The organism is Rhizobium sp. LARHSG275 (genome assembly GCF_052871115.1).
On the sequence record NZ_JBIXJN010000011.1, the window covers coordinates 108,409 to 121,456 of the forward strand.

15 protein-coding genes are annotated in these 13,048 nt (G+C 61.1%); 10 read left to right on the top strand and 5 right to left on the bottom strand.

Translation table 11 applies throughout. The annotated features are described in order from the left end of the window. The first annotated feature begins 18 nt into the window (after nucleotides 1–18). Genes ACIPSK_RS16660 through ACIPSK_RS16675 form a run of 4 tightly spaced genes read left to right on the top strand, consistent with a single transcriptional unit; the run spans nucleotide 19 to nucleotide 5,046 of the window. The gene (locus tag ACIPSK_RS16660) at nucleotides 19–957 is read left to right on the top strand and encodes an ABC transporter permease (protein ID WP_017969169.1); all 939 of its coding nucleotides are present in this window, start codon (nucleotides 19–21) and stop codon (nucleotides 955–957) included. Beyond that, entirely contained in the window at nucleotides 954–1,805 is an 852-nt protein-coding gene (locus ACIPSK_RS16665; RefSeq protein WP_017969170.1) for an ABC transporter permease, read from the top strand. The genes ACIPSK_RS16660 and ACIPSK_RS16665 overlap by 4 nt, the downstream gene beginning before the upstream one ends. Next, nucleotides 1,802–3,535: a dipeptide ABC transporter ATP-binding protein gene (locus ACIPSK_RS16670; protein ID WP_162116653.1), complete on the top strand. Its 1,734-nt coding sequence runs from the start codon at nucleotides 1,802–1,804 to the stop codon at nucleotides 3,533–3,535. Before ACIPSK_RS16665 ends, ACIPSK_RS16670 begins: the two co-directional genes overlap by 4 nt. Next, entirely contained in the window at nucleotides 3,532–5,046 is a 1,515-nt protein-coding gene (locus ACIPSK_RS16675; protein ID WP_162116654.1) for an ABC transporter substrate-binding protein, read from the top strand. Before ACIPSK_RS16670 ends, ACIPSK_RS16675 begins: the two co-directional genes overlap by 4 nt. 84 nt (nucleotides 5,047–5,130) lie before the next feature. On the opposite strand, the gene yghU is transcribed toward ACIPSK_RS16675, so the two are convergent. Beyond that, nucleotides 5,131–6,006 (bottom strand): glutathione-dependent disulfide-bond oxidoreductase, encoded by an 876-nt coding sequence (gene yghU, locus ACIPSK_RS16680; RefSeq protein WP_162116655.1) that lies wholly within the window; start codon nucleotides 6,004–6,006, stop codon nucleotides 5,131–5,133. Between the two features lie 214 nt (nucleotides 6,007–6,220). Between yghU and ACIPSK_RS16685 the strand changes: the two genes are divergently transcribed. Continuing rightward, the gene (locus ACIPSK_RS16685) at nucleotides 6,221–6,469 is read left to right on the top strand and encodes a type II toxin-antitoxin system ParD family antitoxin (protein WP_003551937.1); all 249 of its coding nucleotides are present in this window, start codon (nucleotides 6,221–6,223) and stop codon (nucleotides 6,467–6,469) included. Further along, nucleotides 6,466–6,756 (top strand): type II toxin-antitoxin system RelE/ParE family toxin, encoded by a 291-nt coding sequence (locus tag ACIPSK_RS16690; RefSeq protein WP_017969175.1) that lies wholly within the window; start codon nucleotides 6,466–6,468, stop codon nucleotides 6,754–6,756. Before ACIPSK_RS16685 ends, ACIPSK_RS16690 begins: the two co-directional genes overlap by 4 nt. A gap of 11 nt (nucleotides 6,757–6,767) precedes the next feature. On the opposite strand, the gene ACIPSK_RS16695 is transcribed toward ACIPSK_RS16690, so the two are convergent. Further along, complete coding sequence (locus ACIPSK_RS16695; protein WP_162116656.1) at nucleotides 6,768–7,670, bottom strand: NAD(P)-dependent oxidoreductase; 903 nt, start codon at nucleotides 7,668–7,670, stop codon at nucleotides 6,768–6,770. A 160-nt stretch (nucleotides 7,671–7,830) separates the two neighbouring features. Between ACIPSK_RS16695 and ACIPSK_RS16700 the strand changes: the two genes are divergently transcribed. From ACIPSK_RS16700 to ACIPSK_RS16710, 3 genes are all read left to right on the top strand, one after another. Then, nucleotides 7,831–8,298, top strand: a complete 468-nt coding sequence (locus ACIPSK_RS16700) for a universal stress protein (protein WP_017969177.1) — start codon at nucleotides 7,831–7,833, stop codon at nucleotides 8,296–8,298. Between the two features lie 120 nt (nucleotides 8,299–8,418). Then, nucleotides 8,419–9,333 (top strand): DnaJ C-terminal domain-containing protein, encoded by a 915-nt coding sequence (locus ACIPSK_RS16705; protein WP_017969178.1) that lies wholly within the window; start codon nucleotides 8,419–8,421, stop codon nucleotides 9,331–9,333. 2 nt (nucleotides 9,334–9,335) lie between these two features. Next, the gene (locus ACIPSK_RS16710; RefSeq protein ID WP_162116657.1) at nucleotides 9,336–9,659 is read left to right on the top strand and encodes a chaperone modulator CbpM; all 324 of its coding nucleotides are present in this window, start codon (nucleotides 9,336–9,338) and stop codon (nucleotides 9,657–9,659) included. A gap of 14 nt (nucleotides 9,660–9,673) precedes the next feature. On the opposite strand, the gene ACIPSK_RS16715 is transcribed toward ACIPSK_RS16710, so the two are convergent. Genes ACIPSK_RS16715 through ACIPSK_RS16725 form a run of 3 tightly spaced genes read right to left on the bottom strand, consistent with a single transcriptional unit; the run spans nucleotide 9,674 to nucleotide 11,846 of the window. Beyond that, the gene (locus tag ACIPSK_RS16715) at nucleotides 9,674–10,603 is read right to left on the bottom strand and encodes a phosphatidate cytidylyltransferase (protein ID WP_162116658.1); all 930 of its coding nucleotides are present in this window, start codon (nucleotides 10,601–10,603) and stop codon (nucleotides 9,674–9,676) included. Next, nucleotides 10,600–11,220 carry a lysophospholipid acyltransferase family protein gene (locus ACIPSK_RS16720; protein WP_162116659.1) on the bottom strand — a complete coding sequence of 207 codons (621 nt, stop codon included), beginning with the start codon at nucleotides 11,218–11,220 and terminating at the stop codon, nucleotides 10,600–10,602. The genes ACIPSK_RS16715 and ACIPSK_RS16720 overlap by 4 nt, the downstream gene beginning before the upstream one ends. Further along, nucleotides 11,217–11,846: a CDP-alcohol phosphatidyltransferase family protein gene (locus ACIPSK_RS16725; protein ID WP_162116757.1), complete on the bottom strand. Its 630-nt coding sequence runs from the start codon at nucleotides 11,844–11,846 to the stop codon at nucleotides 11,217–11,219. Before ACIPSK_RS16725 ends, ACIPSK_RS16720 begins: the two co-directional genes overlap by 4 nt. Before the next feature lie 207 nt (nucleotides 11,847–12,053). On the opposite strand from ACIPSK_RS16725, the gene ACIPSK_RS16730 reads away from it, so the two are divergent. After that, nucleotides 12,054–13,040, top strand: coding sequence for a BMP family protein (locus ACIPSK_RS16730; protein ID WP_130705739.1), 987 nt, complete (start codon nucleotides 12,054–12,056; stop codon nucleotides 13,038–13,040). Nucleotides 13,041–13,048 lie beyond the last annotated feature (8 nt).

Below are 13,048 nucleotides of genomic sequence, written 5' to 3' on the forward strand. Positions count from 1 at the left end.
AAGGGGGCGATCGCCGTCATGCATCGCTATAAATTCGTTCTGATGCGACCGCTGCAGTTCCTGCCCGTCATCTTCGGCATCAGCGTTATTACTTTCATTCTGGTCCGGCTGATCCCCGGCGACCCGGCGCGCAACATCCTCGGCACGCGCGCGACTCCGGCAGCCATTGCCAGCATCCGCGCCCAGTACGGCCTCGACCAGCCGATGTGGCTGCAATATGTCTATTTCCTCAAGAATCTCGCCAATGGCGAGATGGGCAAGTCGATCCTTTACAAGATCGACGTGCTGAAGCTGATCGTCACCCGTATCGAGCCGACGCTTGCGCTCGTGGTCTCCAGCGTCGTGCTTTCGGTCCTGATCGCCGTGCCGATGGCGGCGATTGCCGCACGCAATGCCGGCCGGGCGCCGGATCATGCAGTGCGCATCGTCTCGACCTTCGGCATCGGCTTTCCGCCCTTCTGGCTGGGGTTGATGCTGATCATCCTCTTCAGCGTCGAACTCGGTGTGCTGCCGGTTTCGGGCTATGGTGCGACGATCGGCGAAAAGCTGTCGCATCTCGTGCTGCCGAGCCTGACGGTGGCGCTGTCGCTCTCGACCGTGCTGACGCGCAGCCTGCGGGCGGCGATGATCGAGCAGCTGAAATCGGATGTCGCAACGGCGGCGCGCGCCCGCGGCATGCCGGAGGGGATCGTCTTCTGGCGGCATGTGCTGCCGAATTCGCTGGTGCCGACGATCAACCTGCTGGCCGTCAATATCGGCTGGCTGATCGGCGGCACGGTGGTCGTCGAGAGCGTCTTTGCGTTGCCCGGCATGGGGCAGCTGCTCGTCAGGGCGATCTTCTCGCGCGACTACATGGTGGTCCAGGGTGTCGCCATGGTCTTTGCCTGCGCCACCGTGCTCATCAACTTCATCGCCGACATCGTCACTGTCGCCGTCGATCCGAGGGTGAAGCTATGAGCATCGAGGCGATCGCCCCGGCATCTCTTGGCTGGCGCCGGTTCTTCGGCCGGCGGCCGATGCTTGTTCTCAGTGCCGGCCTGCTGCTGTTCTTCGTCCTGCTGGCGATCGGCGCACCCATTGTCGCGCCTTACGACCCGATCATGCAGAACGCCGAGGTGCGCCTGCAGGCGCCTTCGCTGTTGCATCCCTTCGGCACCGACAATTTCGGCCGCGATATCCTTTCCCGCGTCATCTGGGGCGCGCGCCTCGACCTGCAGATGGCGCTGATCGGCGTCATCTTCCCCTTCGTGATCGGCACGACGGTCGGCACGATCGCCGGCTTTTTCGGCGGCATCGTCGATGCGCTGTTCATGCGCCTCGTCGATATCATCCTCGCCTTCCCCTTCCTCGTGCTGATGCTGTCGATCATCGCGATCCTCGGCCCGGGCCTCGGCAGCTTCTACATTGCCATGGCGCTGGTCGGCTGGGTCTCCTATGCGCGGCTGATCCGGGCGCAGATGCTGGTGCTGAAGGGCAGCGACTATGCCGTTGCCGCCGTCAGCCTCGGCTTCAGCCGCCCGCGCATCATGTTCCTCCACCTGCTGCCGAACGCGATCGCCGGCTCGGTCGTCTTTTCGATGTCCGATGCGACGCTGGTGCTGCTCAGCGGCGCTGCTGTGAGCTATCTCGGCCTCGGCGTCCAGCCGCCGACCGCCGAATGGGGCGTCATGGTCGCAGAGGGACAGAGCTTCATCACCACGGCATGGTGGATCACTTTGTTTCCCGGCCTCTCCATCGTCTGCCTCGCCTTCGGCTTCAGCATGCTGGGCGATGCGCTCGGCGAACTGCTGGGGGTGCACGAATGAGTAGCTCCGTGCTGTCCGTCCGTGATCTCACCGTCAGGGCGCATGTCGATTCCGGCCCGCGCACGCTGCTCGATGCGGTCTCGCTCGACCTCGGCAAGGGCGAGATCCTTGGTCTCGTCGGCGAGAGCGGCTCGGGCAAGAGCCTGTTCTGTCGTTCCCTAGTGCGCCTGCTGCCCTCCTCGCTGCTGAAGATCGAAAGCGGTAGCGTGCTGCTCGAAGGGCGTGACCTCATGCGGATCGACGATGGCGAGATGCTGAAAGTGCGCGGCGGCGAGATCGGCATGATCTTCCAGAACCCGACCAGCCATCTCGACCCGGTGATGCGGATCGGCGATCAGATCGCCGAGGGCATCCGCTATCACCAGGGCCTCGGCGCCCGCGAGGCCCGCGTCGCGGCAACAGAAATCCTGGCGCAGGTCGGCTTCCCCGATCCGAAGCGCCAGTACGACAATTATCCGCACGAATTTTCCGGCGGCATGCGGCAGCGGGCAATGATCGGCGCGGCGCTGTCCTGCAATCCGAAGATCCTGATCGCCGACGAGCCGACCACGGCGCTCGACGTGACCATTCAGGCGCAGATCCTGCGGCTGTTGATTGACATTCGCGATCGGCGCGGCCTGTCGATCATTCTGATCACCCACGATCTCGGTATCGTCGCCCAGACCTGCGACCGCATTGCCGTGCTGCGCAGCGGCAAACTGCTCGAAGAGGGGCCGAAGCGGACGATCCTCGCGCGGCCGCAGCATCCCTATACGATCAACCTGATCAACAGCCATCCTTCCCTGCCGGGCGCGATATCAGCGCTGTTGCCCGAGATTGCCGAAGCCAGCAACCCGGCGAGACCGTTGCTCGAAATCGACGATCTCCACGTGCACTTCAGAGCCGGCGGCGCCCTGCTTAAGGGCGGTGCCAAGACGGTCAGCGCCGTTGCTGGCGTCAGCCTGCAGATCATGGCAGGCGAGACGGTCGGCATCGTCGGCGAATCCGGCAGCGGCAAGAGCACGCTTGCCCGCGCCGTGCTCGGCCTCACACCGCTTTCCTCGGGTCACGTCACCTTCGACGGCGTCGATCTGGCGCTGCAGAAAAGCGCCGGCCTGGCAAAGCTCCGGCGCGAGACGGCGATGGTGTTTCAAGACCCCTATAATGCGCTTAATCCACGGCTGACGGTCGGGCAGATGCTGGCCGAGGTGCTGAAGGTGCAGGGCAAGGTCGCCAGGGCCGATATCCCGACGCGGATCGGCGAACTGCTCGATCTCGTCGGTCTCGACCGCGAATTCGCCGGCCGCAAACCGCGCAGCATGAGTGGCGGCCAGTGCCAGCGCGCCGGCATTGCCCGGGCGCTGGCCGTCGATCCGAAGATGATCATCGCCGACGAATGCGTGGCGGCCCTCGATGTCACCATCCAGGCGCAGATCATCGAGCTCTTCCGCGAGCTCACGGCGAAGATGAATCTCACGCTGATCTTCATCGCCCATGATCTTGCGATCGTCCGCAATCTCTGTGAACGGGTCGTCGTGATGTATCGCGGCGAGATCGTAGAGGAAGGCCGCTCCGAAGAAGTCTTCGCGCGGCCGAAGCATTCCTATACGGCGGCGCTGATCGCCGCCATTCCCGACATCGATCCTGACAAGCGGCTGCTTCAAGATGCCGACGGCAAGGACGATCCGCATTCGATGCCGATTCAATCAATCAAACGCATGCCCATAACAACGAAGGGAACGAACTCATGACAAACAGGTGGAAATCAATCGGGCTTGCAGCCTTGCTCTCCGGTCTGACGCTCAGCGCAAGCTATGCCGAGGCCGCCGGTGTGCTCACCATCGGCCGCCGCGAGGATTCGACGACATTCGATCCGATCAAGACCGCGCAGAACATCGACAACTGGGTGTTCTCCAACGTCTACGACGTGCTGATCCGCGTCGACAAGACAGGCACGAAACTGGAGCCGGGCCTTGCCGAAAGCTGGACCGTCTCGGATGACGGACTGACCTACACGTTCAAGATCCGCGACGCAAAATTCTCGGACGGTTCGCCACTGACGGCGGAAGACGCGGCCTACAGCCTGCTGCGTATCCGCGATGACGCTGCCTCGCTCTGGAGCGATTCCTATAAGGTGATCGACACGGCCGTGGCGACCGACGCGCACACGCTGACGATCAAGCTCAAGAACCAGTCCGCGCCGTTCCTGTCGACGCTGGCGCTGCCGAATGCCTCGGTCATCTCCAAGAAAGGCATGGAATCGCTGGGCGCCGATGCCTATGGCGAAAAGCCGATCGCATCCGGCGCCTTCGTGGTCGAGGAATGGCGGCGCGGCGACCGCGTCATTCTCAAGAAGAACCCGAACTTCTGGCAGGCCGACCGCGTCAAGCTCGACGGTGTCGAGTGGATCTCGGTGCCTGACGACAACACCCGCATGCTGAACGTTCAGGCCGGCGAGCTGGATACGGCGATCTTCGTTCCCTTTTCTCGCGTCGAGGAGTTGAAGAAGGATCCGAACCTCAACGTCGATATCGACGCTTCGACCCGCGAGGATCATCTTCTGATCAACCATGCGCATGGCGCACTCGGCAAGAAGGAAGTCCGCCAGGCGCTGGATCTCGCAATCGACAAGAAGGCGATCGTCGATACCGTCACCTTCGGCCAGGGTACGGTCGCCAATTCCTATATTCCGAAGGGCGCGCTCTATTATTATGCCGACAATCTGCAGCGGCCTTATAATCCCGAAAAGGCAAAGGAGTTGCTGGCGGCAGCCGGCGCCTCCGACCTGACGCTGAACTATCTGGTGCGCGCTGGCGACGAAGTCGACGAACAGACGGCTGTGCTCGTCCAGCAGCAGCTGCAGAAGGCTGGCATCACCGCCAATCTGCAGAAGGTCGACCCGAGCCAGGAATGGGACATGACGGTCGCCGGCGACTACGATATCTCGGTCAATTACTGGACCAACGACATTCTCGATCCGGATCAGAAGACCACCTTTGTCCTCGGCCACGATTCCAACAACAACTATTCGACCAATTACAAGAACGAGGCGGTGAAGGAACTGGTGGCCAAGGCGCGCCTCGAACTCGACCCGAAGAAGCGCGAAGCGATGTATGTCGATCTGCAGAAGATGGCCAAGGACGACGTCAACTGGATCGACCTCTATTACAGCCCCTACATCAACGTCTCGCGTAAAAATATCGAGAACTTCTACCAGAACCCGCTCGGCCGCTTCTTCCTGGAAGACACGGTCAAGAACTGAGTTCGGGCAGCTCGTAAATGCTCCGCCGCCGTAAAGGCGGCGGAGCTTCATTTATTGCTGCGGCACGTGGCTGGGGTCGCTTGCTTACTCGGCAGCCGCGAGCTTGTCCTGCGTCCTGGTGTCGAAGTCGCTGGCGTCATGGCGCTCGTGCAACTGGCTCGATGGCTCGCCGGAAAGCCGGTTGACCATCCGGCCGCGTTGCACGGCCGGCCTGCTGTGGATGGTGTCGGCCCAGCGCAGAACGTTCTTGTACTCTTCGACCTGCAGGAATTCGGCTGCACCGTAGGTCCAGCCCTTCACGAGGCCGCCGTACCAGGGCCAGATGGCAATATCGGCGATCGTATATTGACTGCCGGCCACATATTCGCTTTCGGCAAGGCGGCGATCGAGCACGTCGAGCTGACGCTTCACTTCCATGGCGAAGCGGTCGATCGCATATTCGATCTTCGTCGGCGCATAGGCGTAGAAATGACCGAAGCCGCCGCCGAGATAGGGCGCGCTTCCCATCTGCCAGAACAGCCACGACAGGCATTCGGCGCGGTCGGCCGGTTCGGTCGGCAGGAAGGCGCCGAACTTTTCGGCGAGATAGGTCAGGATGGCGCCGGATTCGAAGACACGGATCGGTTTTGCCCCGCTGCGGTCCATCAGCGCCGGGATTTTGGAGTTGGGATTGACCGCGACGAAGCCGCTTCCGAACTGATCGCCATCGCCGATCTTGATCAGCCATGCATCGTATTCGGCACCGCTATGGCCAAGCGCCAGCAGTTCCTCGAGCAGGATGGTGACCTTCTGGCCGTTCGGGGTGCCGAGCGAATAGAGCTGCAATGGATGCCGGCCGATCGGAAGCTCCTCGTCATGCGTCGGTCCCGCGATCGGGCGATTGATGCTGGCGAACTGGCCGCCATTCGCCTTGTTCCAGGTCCAGACTTTCGGGGGTGTATATTCGGAAGAACCGCTCATCTTTCAAACTCCTGGCATTGGTCGGACAGAGCGCGACGCCAATCGGTTTGGCCACCGCATTTTTCCTCACATAGCAGAGGCAATCAGGTTTCGTCAGAGGTGTCGGAGCGGCTTCACACAATCGTCAGAGTTGGCCAGGGATCAGATTCACGCTGTGAAGACTAGGTTTTGTTATGTACCAAAAATTGGTATATTGGCTTAAAGGAGATTCAGCATGGCCAGAAATACGTCCATATCGCTCGGCGAGCATTTCACCAGCTTCATCGATACGCAAGTTCAGGCTGGCCGCTATGGTTCAGCCACTGACGTTGTTCGGGCCGGCCTTCGCCTCCTTGAAGAACACGAAGCCAAAGTGAAAGCATTACAGGATGCCTTGATTGAAGGCGAGGAATCCGGCCCTGCCACGCCCTTTGATTTCGATGCGTTCAACGCTCGCAAACGGGCGGCGTTCAAGGCGAAATGACCGACATCATATTTTCTCCCGCTGCGCAAACCGATATTGACAAGATTTGGGATTACACAGCGACGAGTTGGAATGTCGATCAGGCAGAGCGTTATATTCAGGACATAAGAGACGCCTGTCAGGATCTGGCGGAGGGAACACGGATGAGCCGCCCCTCAGATATTCGGAAAGGGTACAGAAAGGTCTCCGTTGGCTCTCATTTTCTGTATTTCCAAAGCAATGATGCGGGCCAGATCATCATCGTGCGCATCCTTCATCAACGAATGGACGTAGCCAAGCACCTGTAAGGCTATTGCGGTCAGCGATCGAAGTCGGGGCGCGCGAGGATTTCGTCCAACTGCCCGACGAGCACGCGGCTGCCCTCCACGTCTCCGGCCATCCTGCAGAAAACGTCCGCCATGCCGCGGAAGATGGTCGCGGCCGGATCATCCTCGCCGAGGAAATCGGCGATCTCCTGCATTTCGGCAACCCACCGATAGGCTTTCGGATACATGTCAGGTATGGATCTCGACAGCTTGCGGTCGACGTCGGGAAGGCTTTCGGAGAGCTCGGTTTTCAGGCTTTCGGCAGCACCCGAACGCGATGCGGCAAGCAGCATGGCGGCGCCAAGGCCGATAAATCCCTTGTTGATGCCGGCATAACACATCTTCAGTGCCGAGGCGGCGCCGAGCGGTCCGTCGAGCCTGCGGATCCTGAGGCCGCAATCCTCGAGCGGCCGGCTTCGCCCCGCGGTATCGCCGCTGATATAGATGGTCGGACCTGATTTGCCGGGGACCGGCGGCCCGCCGATGATCGCACCGTCAAGCACCTCCACGCCGCTGCCTTCGAAGCGTGCTGCCAACGCCCGCATCGTTTTAGGCGCAATCGCGTTGAGGTCGACGAAAGGCGGCGGCGCCGACATGGCGGATGATATGTCCGCGACGAATTCGGCGACCTTGATCGCCTCCGCCGGCGGAACGATCGACAGGATCAGCTCGGCCTTCGTCAGTTCCTGGCGGCCGACAGGCACCATGCCGGCTGCCTTTGCCCGCGCTATCGACCGCTCGCTCCTGCCCTCGAGGTAAGTCAGCACCGTGGCGCCGTGGTCGATCAGCCGTGTGGCGACAGCACTTCCCATCGCACCCGATCCGATAATCGCAAAATTTGGCATGTGAACCTCAATCAGTGACGACGTCAGGTGAGAAATGTTGCTGAGGGCCATGCCGTCAACTGCGACGATTCAGCCGGAGGTCCGTTCCGAAGCAGATGGCCGTTTTATGCGCGCTGCCGTTGCGGTACTTTTGCTTGATATTCGTCAATGTCGGGACGGTCGACACCGGTATGATCGGTGCTATCATTCGCATTCAAGGATATGGATTTCAATGTATCGGACGATCATCTGCGGCATCGGCATGGGTTCCAGGGAAACGGCAAGCCGCCTTCTGCGCCGGGCTGCTGCGCTGGTGGACGAAGGTGGAAGCATCGTCGTCATGCACGTCATCGAGAATATCCCGCGCCGTCACCTGACGGAGCTTCCCGAGGAATTCGAAACGACCGCCATCGTCGACGCAGAAAAGAAACTTGCATCGCTCTGCAAGGAGATGGGAATTCCGGCGACGATCGAGGTGCGCGTCGGCGTTGCCGCCTCCCTGCTCGTCTCCGTCGCAAGGGAGAAGTCGGCTGATCTCATCCTGCTTTCATCCCATGTGACGGATATTACCGACTACCTCTTCTCCTCGATCGTCGACAAGGTCGTGCGCCACGCCGGGTGCTCGGTTCTCATCGACCGGCGACCCGATCCCACGCATGAAGGCTCGGCGCCTCAAGCGGAAGACGCGGCGCTGTTCTAGCTCCGCTGCGGATTGATGAAGTCGATCACAGCGAACGACCTCCCCTCCCCGGCGCCAGCCCGACAACCTATATCATCCCCAAGCCAACCAGCAGTATTCGCTGCCTGACCGGAGAGATGCATGAGCCAGGATCCATATGAGCTTCTGGGCGTAAAGCGGGATGCGACGCAAAAGGACATTCAAAGCGCGTTCCGCAAGCTCGCCAAGAAACTTCACCCCGACCTCAACCCCGGCGACAAAAAAGCCGAGGCACGGTTCAAGGAAATTTCAACCGCCTACGAGATTTTGAGCGACGAGGAAAAACGCGGACGCTTCGATCGCGGCGAGATCGATATAACCGGTGCCGAGCGGGCGCAGCGCAATTATTACCGTGACTATGCCTCGAAGAGCGGCCCCGGCGACCCCTATCACAACAGCGCAGGCTTTGCCGATTTCGGCGATGCCGACGATCTCTTTGCCAATTTCTTTTCGCGACGTACCGGCGGCGGCCGGGCCCGCAGTCGTGGCCGGGACAGCCATTTCTCGATGGAAGTCGGCTTTCTCGACGCCGTCAACGGCATCAGGACTGAGATCAAGCTGCCGGAGGGCCCAGCGCTCGATGTACAGATCCCGCCGGGAACGCGCGACGGCCAGACTTTGCGGCTGCGCGGCAAGGGCGAGCCGGGCATCGGCGGCGGGCCGGCGGGCGATGCCCTCATCGACATCCGTGTGCGGCCGCACCGCTTCTTCACGCGCGACGGCGACGACATCCGGCTCGAACTGCCGATCTCGCTCGGCGAGGCCGTGCTCGGCGGCAAGGTTCGTGTGCCCACGCCGTCAGGACCTGTCAATCTGACGCTGCCGCCTCATTCCAACACCGGCAAGGTGCTGCGCCTCAAGGGCAAGGGTGTTGCAAAACGCGGCGGCGAACATGGCGACGTCTACATCTCCCTGAAGATCGTGCTGCCCGATGCTCCGGATGAACGACTGAAGTCCTTCATCGAGGAATGGGCGACGGCAAACCCATACGATCCGAGAACGAACATGGAGGCCTGATCATGGATGATCTCCAATTCCGTCTTTACTTGAAAATCGATATCGTCCAGCTCGACCTCTGGGTCGAAGAGGGTTGGCTGATCCCGGAGACGTCAGGCGGCCAACGGCAATTTCGGGACGCCGATGTCGCACGCGCCCGGCTGATCCTGGATCTCATGGGAAACATGGGTGTCAACGAAGCCGGCGTCGATGTCATCATGGACCTGGTCGACCAGTTGCACGGCCTGCGGGGCACGATGGGCAAGCTGATGACCGCCATCAGCATGCAGGAGCGGGATGTTCAGCGCCGGCTGTTCGAGAGCCTCGAGGAGATCGACCGGTTTTAGCCAGAACCAATTTTCTACACGGTGAACCAATAGCGGATGATATGAAAGAACAGCGGCGCTGCGAAGGTGATGGAATCCAGACGATCGAGCACGCCGCCGTGACCCTCGATCACATAGCCCCAGTCCTTGGCATTGAGATCGCGCTTGATGGCCGAGAGCACGAAGCCACCGAAGAAGCCGGCGACGACGATGACCGTGCTGATGGCAGCTGCCTGCAGCGGCGAGAACGGCGTCAGGCGATATAGCAGTGTTCCCACGAGGATGGCCGAGGCGCCGCCTCCGACCAGCCCTTCGATCGTCTTCGACGGGCTGATGTTCGGCGAGAACCGGTGCTTTCCGAGGAGCTTGCCCCAGACATATTGGAAGACGTCGCTGAGTTGCACGACCACGACCAGATAGACGAGAAGAAGTGCCGGCGGGGTACCGGTCTCCAGCATGAGGAGGGCGGGAGCATGGCTGATCGAATAGACCGTCAGCATCAATCCCCATTGCACCCTTGCGCTGCGGGCGAGGAATTCGTTGACGTCGCCGGTCAGAGTCGCCACCGCCGGCAGGATCAGGAAGGCATAGACCGGGATGAAGATGGAAAAGAGGCCGTACCACTCGGTTCCGAGCAGCACGTAATGGATCGGCAGGACCACGAAGAACGACAAGAAAAGCGCCAGATGATCGCCGCGTCGCGATGGCGTCAGCGTCCAGAATTCGCGAAGCGCCATGAAGGATAGAAATGCGAACAGCGTGACCGTCGACGTTTCGCCGAGCAGGATCGCGCCGCCGAACACGGCGACCATGATCCACCAGGAGCGGATGCGGGCGTTCAGATTATGGACGGTGGCGACGGAGCCGGGCTCCGTCGCGCGTCGCTGAAGAATGAAACCGATGGCAGAGGCGACGGCTAGCAGGCCGAGGATAGCGGCCAGCACGAGAGAGAACATACTGGTCATGCCGTGTGTCCCCCATCCGCTAGCTCGATGACGGCGGCACGGGCGCGCGCCAGGAATTCAGCCTTTTCCTCGCCCGGTTCGACGCGCAGCGGTTTGCCGAAGCGTGCCGTGCAGGTGATCGGCACGATCAGCATGCTTCCCTTCGGCAGGATGCGCTGGAGGTTGTCGAGATGGATCGGCACCAGATCGACATCTGGGAAACGGCAGGCAAGGCGAAAGATGCCGCTGCGGAACGGGGCGATCTCATCGGTAGTGCTTCTCGTTCCTTCCGGGAAAATCAGGACTGAGCGCCCCTCCTCAAGCAGGTGCTCTATCGGAGCCAGGGGGTCGGTATCGGGCAGAGGCTTGCGGTCTATCAAGACGGCGCGCAGGCCTTTCTCCGCGATGAAACGGCGAAAGGCGTTCGTTCCCCAATAATCGCGCGCCGCAACCGGATGGGTCATCCGGCGCACCGGCCAGGGCAAGGCGGCCATGACGGCGACGGTATCGATATGGCTGTTGTGATTGGCGAAATAGATGCGGCGGCTGGGATCGGGCGCGCAGCCCCGCCACTCGCTTCGGGCGCCGACCAGGATACGGACGAGCAGCACGAGAAACCGACGGATAATCGCGATCATAGTCTCTCCAGGGAGTGTTTCAGCCTCAACGTGCGGGTGATGCAGGTGACGAGGCTGCCAGCGGCGATGATCGAGGATGCAAGGATCAGCGACCAATGGCTGGGGGATATCAGCGTCTCAACGCTCTGGGCAAGGAGACCCGCTGTCAGCACGGCCATGCGGCGTTGCTTGGCCATGATGCCGCTGAAATCCTGCGACAGACCCACCGATCCGCCGAACACCCTAATATAGGCAGTAACGGCTGCGAGCAGCGCACACAACCAGCCAAGCCAGCCAAACCCGCAGGCATAACCAGCCGCGATCAGAAACAGGCTGTCGGCGACCCGGTCGGGGAATTCGTTGTAGATCGGCCCGCTCTTGGTTTTCTTTCCACCCTCGATCGCGACCATTCCATCCAGCAGATTGCAGACGAGCCGCAGTTGTACCGAGATCGCGGCACAAACCACGGCAATCGGATGTGTTGTGAAAACAATGAGCGCTGCGCCTATACCCGCGAATACGACCGATAAAAGCGAAATGCCGTTCGGTGTCGCGCCGCTCCGCGCCAGCCACGCGCTGAGGCCGATGGCCCAGGACGACGACCGGCTCGCGATCGGTCGCCGAGAGGCGTCCTCTTCTTCCCCCATTTCATGTCCCCCAACCCCAATGATGCTTGCATATCCTGCCGATGTCCTCACGCCAAGATATAACACCTTGTAAATCCAGCCCATCGCCTCAGCGCTTCGGCGAGCATGGGTCGAACAGCCTGATTTTTAAGCCCGTTTACCGCTTGACACATTTTTGGGCGCTACTATGATTTTTGAACCAAATGGTAAAAAAAGGGGAGCAAAAAAATGACCAAAGACATGCTGATCTCACGCCGGGCAGTGATTGCGTCGGGCATTGCGCTCGGCGTCAGCGGCTTCGCCCCGCTGGCAAGGGCGGCTGCGCCACTGAAGGTTGCCGGCATTCATGCGTCGCCGGTGGAAAATGCTTGGAATTCCTGTCTGCACAAAGCCCTGCAGGACGCGGCTAAGGAAGGCATGATCGAATATGTCTTCTCCGAAGGCGTCTCCGGCACCGATTATCCGCGCGCCATGCGCGAATATGCCGAACAGGGCAACAAGCTGATCATCGGCGAGGCCTATGCGGTGGAAAAAGAGGCCCGGCAGGTCGCAGCCGACTATCCCGATACCGCTTTCGTGCTGGGTTCGAGCGGTGAGCAGGCCGGCGACAATTTCGGTGTCTTCGGCACCTGGAACCATGACGGCGCCTATCTTGCCGGCATGCTGGCCGGCAAGATGACCAAGTCGAATGTCGTCGGTTCGGTCGGCGCCATTCCGATCCCCGAGGTCAACATGCTGATCAATGCCTTCGCGGCCGGCGTCAAGGCGGTCAATCCCGATGCCAAGCATCTTGTCTCGTTCATCGGCACCTTCTTCGATCCGCCGAAGGCCCGTGAAGCCGGTCTTGCCCAGATCGACGCCGGCGCCGATATCCTGTTCGGCGAGCGCATCGGCACCGCCGATGCCGCCAAGGAGCGCGGCATCAAATCGGTCGGCTCGCTGATCGACTATACGCCGCGTTATCCCGATACGGTGTTCGCCAACGCCATGTGGTATTTCCGCCCGATCCTGAATGCCGCCATCGCCGATGTCGCGGCCGGAAAGCCGGTCGGCAGGAACTACACGTCCTACGGCCTGATGAAGGAAGGCGGCAGCGATATCGTCTTCGTCAAGGGCGTGGCGCCCGCCGATGCCGAGGCTGCGATGGAGGCCAAGCGGGCGGAGATCAAGGCCGGCACCTTCGAAGTTCCGAAGATGATGGACGAGCCGAAGTAATTCGGATC

What these genes read in the sequence shown, in the direction of transcription:
- ACIPSK_RS16670 (WP_162116653.1), top strand. Translation starts at nt 1,802, where the DNA reads ATGAGTAGCTCCGTGCTGTCCGTCCGTGATCTCACCGTCAGGGCGCAT.
- ACIPSK_RS16690 (WP_017969175.1), top strand. Translation starts at nt 6,466, where the DNA reads ATGACCGACATCATATTTTCTCCCGCTGCGCAAACCGATATTGACAAG.
- ACIPSK_RS16695 (WP_162116656.1), bottom strand. Translation starts at nt 7,670, where the DNA reads ATGGCCCTCAGCAACATTTCTCACCTGACGTCGTCACTGATTGAGGTT.
- ACIPSK_RS16710 (WP_162116657.1), top strand. Translation starts at nt 9,336, where the DNA reads ATGGATGATCTCCAATTCCGTCTTTACTTGAAAATCGATATCGTCCAG.
- ACIPSK_RS16660 (WP_017969169.1), top strand. Translation starts at nt 19, where the DNA reads ATGCATCGCTATAAATTCGTTCTGATGCGACCGCTGCAGTTCCTGCCC.
- ACIPSK_RS16675 (WP_162116654.1), top strand. Translation starts at nt 3,532, where the DNA reads ATGACAAACAGGTGGAAATCAATCGGGCTTGCAGCCTTGCTCTCCGGT.
- ACIPSK_RS16685 (WP_003551937.1), top strand. Translation starts at nt 6,221, where the DNA reads ATGGCCAGAAATACGTCCATATCGCTCGGCGAGCATTTCACCAGCTTC.
- ACIPSK_RS16705 (WP_017969178.1), top strand. Translation starts at nt 8,419, where the DNA reads ATGAGCCAGGATCCATATGAGCTTCTGGGCGTAAAGCGGGATGCGACG.
- ACIPSK_RS16665 (WP_017969170.1), top strand. Translation starts at nt 954, where the DNA reads ATGAGCATCGAGGCGATCGCCCCGGCATCTCTTGGCTGGCGCCGGTTC.
- ACIPSK_RS16730 (WP_130705739.1), top strand. Translation starts at nt 12,054, where the DNA reads ATGACCAAAGACATGCTGATCTCACGCCGGGCAGTGATTGCGTCGGGC.
- ACIPSK_RS16720 (WP_162116659.1), bottom strand. Translation starts at nt 11,220, where the DNA reads ATGATCGCGATTATCCGTCGGTTTCTCGTGCTGCTCGTCCGTATCCTG.
- ACIPSK_RS16725 (WP_162116757.1), bottom strand. Translation starts at nt 11,846, where the DNA reads ATGGGGGAAGAAGAGGACGCCTCTCGGCGACCGATCGCGAGCCGGTCG.
- ACIPSK_RS16715 (WP_162116658.1), bottom strand. Translation starts at nt 10,603, where the DNA reads ATGACCAGTATGTTCTCTCTCGTGCTGGCCGCTATCCTCGGCCTGCTA.
- yghU (WP_162116655.1), bottom strand. Translation starts at nt 6,006, where the DNA reads ATGAGCGGTTCTTCCGAATATACACCCCCGAAAGTCTGGACCTGGAAC.
- ACIPSK_RS16700 (WP_017969177.1), top strand. Translation starts at nt 7,831, where the DNA reads ATGTATCGGACGATCATCTGCGGCATCGGCATGGGTTCCAGGGAAACG.